Annotated in this window: 7 protein-coding genes; 3 read left to right on the top strand and 4 right to left on the bottom strand. The window is 70.1% G+C overall.

The features are described 5' to 3' along the window. Together GXZ33_RS07085 and GXZ33_RS07080 are read left to right on the top strand one after the other, a co-directional pair. Nucleotides 1-468, top strand: a 468-nt coding sequence (locus GXZ33_RS07085) for a DUF559 domain-containing protein (protein WP_291340141.1), incomplete at its 5' end; no start/stop codon positions are given. Nucleotides 469-478: 10 nt separating this feature from the next. Further along, entirely contained in the window at nucleotides 479-1,399 is a 921-nt protein-coding gene (locus GXZ33_RS07080; RefSeq protein ID WP_291340140.1) for a glycosyltransferase family 2 protein, read from the top strand. A 13-nt stretch (nucleotides 1,400-1,412) separates the two neighbouring features. Here GXZ33_RS07080 and GXZ33_RS07075 read toward each other — a convergent pair whose 3' ends face one another. The 4 genes from GXZ33_RS07075 to GXZ33_RS07060 form a co-directional block, all read right to left on the bottom strand. After that, entirely contained in the window at nucleotides 1,413-1,805 is a 393-nt protein-coding gene (locus GXZ33_RS07075) for a GtrA family protein (protein ID WP_291340142.1), read from the bottom strand. Nucleotides 1,806-1,867: 62 nt separating this feature from the next. Beyond that, the gene (locus tag GXZ33_RS07070; RefSeq protein WP_291340139.1) at nucleotides 1,868-2,806 is read right to left on the bottom strand and encodes a hypothetical protein; all 939 of its coding nucleotides are present in this window, start codon (nucleotides 2,804-2,806) and stop codon (nucleotides 1,868-1,870) included. 19 nt (nucleotides 2,807-2,825) lie between these two features. Beyond that, entirely contained in the window at nucleotides 2,826-3,326 is a 501-nt protein-coding gene (locus GXZ33_RS07065; protein ID WP_291340138.1) for a hypothetical protein, read from the bottom strand. After that, the gene (locus GXZ33_RS07060; protein WP_291340137.1) at nucleotides 3,323-3,826 is read right to left on the bottom strand and encodes a hypothetical protein; all 504 of its coding nucleotides are present in this window, start codon (nucleotides 3,824-3,826) and stop codon (nucleotides 3,323-3,325) included. Before GXZ33_RS07060 ends, GXZ33_RS07065 begins: the two co-directional genes overlap by 4 nt. A 30-nt stretch (nucleotides 3,827-3,856) precedes the next feature. Between GXZ33_RS07060 and GXZ33_RS07055 the strand changes: the two genes are divergently transcribed. After that, a partial coding sequence (locus GXZ33_RS07055; RefSeq protein WP_291340136.1) for a hypothetical protein occupies nucleotides 3,857-4,044 on the top strand: 188 nt, incomplete at its 3' end.

Genomic DNA, 4,044 nt, shown 5'->3' with positions numbered 1-4,044 from the left:
GCTCTGGCGGAGGAGGTGGCGGCGATGCCGCGGGTGCCCGCCCGGTTCCACGGGCTGGTGGCCCGGGCCGCGATCGGGGCGGACAGTGAGGCGGAGCTGGCGGTGGCGCGGGAGCTCATCGCGCGGGGTGTGGAGGTGGAGCAGAACGTCTTCCTCGGCCACTACTACTTCGACATCATCCTGCCGCAGGCGAGAATCATCGTGGAGATCGACGGCTACCAGTTCCACAACGCGGAGAGCAGGGAGGCCTTCGTCCGGGACCGGTGGAAGGCGAACGTCGCGGCACGCCAGGGTTACCGCGTGCTGCGTTACTCCGGCAGCTGCGTGCGGCACCACCTGGTCCCGGTGGTGGAGCAGATCATCGCCCTGGCGGAGGGGGCGGCGGAGCCCCTGGCCACCGAGCGGCTGCCGGTGTGGGAGTGGCACCATGTGCTCACCAGGGGGCCCGCGTGGTGGGGTGGGGATTAGAATGACCGGCATGGCGCAGACCCCGATCCCCCATCTCACCCGCGACGACTCCGTGGCGGCGGTGATCGTCACCCACAGGCGCGTGGAGTTGTTGCGTGCCTCGTTGGAGCAGGTGGTCAGCCAGTCGCATCCGGTGGAGTGGGTGATCGTGGTGGACAACGGGTGCGAGGAGAGCGTCGAGAAGCTGGTGCGGGAGCTGGCGGGTGAGCGTGCCGTCTACCTCCCGAGCCGCACCAACCTGGGTGGCGCGGGTGGTTTCGCCTACGGTTTCCTCACGGCGCTGGCGCTGGGGGCGGACGCGATCTGGTGCGCCGATGATGACGGCCGCCCCGCCGACGCCGAGGTGCTGTCCACGCTTGTCGACGTCGCCGAGCGCCACCACCTCCACGAGGTGTCACCGGTGGTGTGCAACATCGACGACCCCGCGAGGCTGGCGTTCCCGCTGCGGCAGGGGCTGGTGTGGCGGAGGCGTCGGGAGGAGCTGGAGGGGGATTTCCTCGAGGGGATCGCCAGCCTGTTCAACGGCGCGCTGATCAAGGCCCGTGCGATGGAGATCATCGGTGTGCCCGACTACCGCCTGTTCATCCGCGGCGACGAGGTGGAGTACCACCGCCGCCTGGTGCGCTCGGGTCTGCGCTTCGGCACAGCGCTGACCACCGCCTACCTGCACCCGGACGGCTCGGACGAGTTCAAGCCGATCCTCGGCGGGCGGATGCACACCCAGTACCCGGACAACGAGTCCAAGCGCTACTTCACCTACCGCAACCGCGGCTACATCATGAGCCAGCCCGGTATGCGGAAGCTGCTGCCGCAGGAGTACGCGCGTTTCGGCTGGTTCTTCCTCGTGCAGGAGCGCGACCCGAAGGCGTTCCTGGAGTGGCTGCGCCTGCACCGCCAGGGACGCAACGAGCGCTTCACCCGGCCGGACTGAGCGGCGTAGTCCCCTAGCGGAAGATGAACACCCGCTGCACGATGAAGTTGATCACCGTGGCGGTGCCCTGCGCGATGACGAACGCGACGACGATGGCCAGGGAGTTGTTCCAGTCCCAGCCGGTGAACAGGCCGTAGAGCAGGGCGTGGAGGCCGACGTTGACGAAGTACGTCAGCGTGTACAGGCCCGCGACCATGAGGAAGCGGCGCATCGAGGGCTGCGCCTGGAAGGTCCAGCGGCGGTTGATCAGGTAGGCCGTGATGGTGCCGAAGATGAAGCCGACGGAGCGCGCGAGGACGGGGCCGGCGCCGAAGAAGACCTGCAGGACCCACGTGAGGCCGAGGTCGACGACGGCGGAGATGGCGCCGGAGATGATGAAACGACCGGCCTGGGTCTGCAGGCTCATGCCGGTGACCTCCACGTCAGAGGCGGCGGGGGTGGGAGTGGGAGTGGACACGAGGTAACACCCTACTCCGCGGTGTGCTCCTGTGGCGGGGCGTCGCGGAGCAGCTCCCGGTAGATCTCGAGGCGGTCGACGGGTGAGCGGGCGTGGGGGCCGTAGCCGCCGACGTCGGCGAGCAGGGTGAGCGAGCCGAGGCACAGTTCGCGGACGCGGACGCCGGTCAGGGGGGTGCCGTCGTCGTCCTCCCAGCCGAGGGCGGACATGGTGGTCTCGAGGATCTGGTTGCCCAGGGTCTCGTCGCCCATGCAGGCCAGGGCGAGGATCACGGTCCAGAAGGCGTCGCGGCCGGCGGGGTCGGTCTCGACGGGCAGGCGGTGCAGCAGTTCCACGGTGCCGCGTGGCAGTCCGCCGCCGCGCAGGAGGTCGAGGGCCTGGAGCAGCGGGACGAAGTCGAAGATCCCGGATCGGGTGATGATGTCCCGCACCGCCGGTTCCGTGACCTCCAGGACGGAGCGGATCGTCGTGGTGCCGGTCAGGGCGGCGTTGATGCCGGCGAGATCGAACTCGCCGCCGCCGAAGGCCCCGGAGCCGCCGACGCAGAGGGCGCGGGGGGTGCCGGCGTCACGCGGGTAGGACTCGACGGCGGTCAGCGTGACGTCCCACAGCCCGAAGTGGTAGCTGATGCGGTCCCCCTCGGCGGTGAGGTGCCGGTGGATGGGGTCGGCGGCGTCGAGACGTTCCTCACGGTCGCCGCCGCGTGAGAAGTGCCAGGGTGTGGGGCCGGGGGACGCGCAGAAACCGAAGATGGTGCCGAGGATGTCGTGCAGGTCCGCCAGGTGCAGCGCGTCGTTGAGGCCGATGTGGCGGTGCACCTCGGCGTCGGCACGCACGTTGGACGCCTGGAGGATGACGGTGCGTGGCTGCCGCCCGTCCTGCTGCCTCCGGGCACGCTCCGCATTCAGGTCGACGACCTGGCCTGCGGGGCGCGCACCGTTGTGGGACATGCCACCAGGGTAGCGATTTTCAGGATTCCAGCGGCAGCGGCCGCGTCTCCGCCCCGAACTGTTCCTGCAGGTACTTCCGCGAGCGGCGCTGCGACTCGATGGTGTGCCACGCCTCGACGAGCTCGGCCGCGGCCGTCGCATGAGCCCAGGCCACACGCCCCTCCGGCGCCCCGTGGTACGCCTCGGCCAGCTGCCCGACGTCAGGGGTCGGGGGTGCCTCGAAACGCGGCAGCGTCAGCTGGGGGTTGGCCTCCTTCGCGGCCTTCGCCGCGGCCTTGTACTCCGCCAACTGCTTCTCGACGCCCCTCCGGATCTCCTCCAGCCCCTCCCCACCGGTCTCCAGGACGTGGGTGCCGGCGGTGAGGTCCGCCAGCCGCCCCGGATCCACGTCCGCGGGCCCCAGGAGCCACGCGCCCGAGAGGATGCCCGACGCCGAGGGTGCGTCCGGCGAGGTCTGCACATGCCACACGGCGGTCGTCGCGTCCTGCTTGTCGACGACCGCGATCACCGGATGCCTCACGCCAGCGCCACCCGCCTGCGGTGCGCCACCTCGGAGACGGCGAAGACGACGGTGGCGGCGAGACCGCCGATCCACGTGTTCGGGCGGGACACGCCCTTCCGCTGGAGCCAGGCGACGACGCGGCGCTGGACGGCGGCGTCGAGACGCACCAGGGCGAAGATCACCAGCAGCGCGATGATGATGACGGTCCACGTGGTGGCCGGGGAGGCGGTCGAGAAGTCCCCGGGCGGGGTGTCCGACTCCGGGCCGGGCACCGCACCGATGCCGCCGATCGAACGTCGCAGCTGGTCGACCATGACGGCCGGGTCATTGGCGGGGTCCTCGTCGAAGGAGTTGAGCACCGCCACGAGGGCCGCCCCACCCACCAGGACCGCGCCCGTGGCGAGGGCGCGCGCCGGCCCGGAACGGACGTAATCCGGCAGCGCGACGGCGGTCCCCACCAGGCCCGCCTGGGCGACGCGGCCGGCCAGGGTGTCATCGAGGCTGTAGTAATCGGTCATGCCCTAAACCCTAGTGTCTACGCTGGTGGCATGTTGTTCGGAAAGAAGAAGACAGATACCGGTGCGGACGATTACGACGAGGAGCGCGACCTGCGTGAAGGCCGCTTCGTCGCCGCCGAGCAGACCAACCTCCCCCTCAACGACTTCATGACCCGGATGATCGCCCAGGAGCTGCCCATCCTCGACAGCCACGACCGCAGCGAGGTCTACCGCCTGCT

The organism is Corynebacterium sp. (assembly GCF_012838985.1).
Classification (GTDB): domain Bacteria; phylum Actinomycetota; class Actinomycetes; order Mycobacteriales; family Mycobacteriaceae; genus Corynebacterium.
The sequence above is the reverse complement of the archived record's forward strand: the minus strand, read 5'-3'. Positions and strand labels throughout refer to the sequence as shown.